At 67.5% G+C, this 323-nt stretch carries 1 pseudogene; it reads left to right on the top strand.

Annotation, left to right across the window (positions count from 1 at the left end):
* Positions 1-19: 19 nt before the first annotated feature.
* Positions 20-323, top strand: a pseudogene (locus MKK75_RS12895) (hypothetical protein); the annotation flags it as partial.

Consider the following 323-nt stretch of genomic DNA (forward strand, 5'->3'; position numbering starts at 1 on the left):
CGTCTGGGATCTACGTGACATGGCTATCCACCACCCTACACCGCCCATCAGCGGCGGTGAACGCCCGCGCTTGCCTTCAACACAGGTAGGACCGGTCACCCAGGCCATCCGCGCGATGCGGGCGGCCGACCTAGTTCTAGGTCCACGCCAGTTCACCCACGGCATCCGCGCCCCGTCCCCCACCGAGCTCGAGGATCTGATCGGCGGCCTGATCGATCTCCCCGACCCCATGGACGGCGACGGCGACCGAGAGCCCGAGGTCCTGGACGGTTCGGCTGTCGAATGCACCGGCCTGGGCCTGTACCGGTGCAACGAGGTGGAAC

Origin of the sequence: Methylobacterium sp. J-030 (assembly GCF_022829545.1) — a bacterium.
GTDB lineage: Bacteria > Pseudomonadota > Alphaproteobacteria > Rhizobiales > Beijerinckiaceae > Methylobacterium.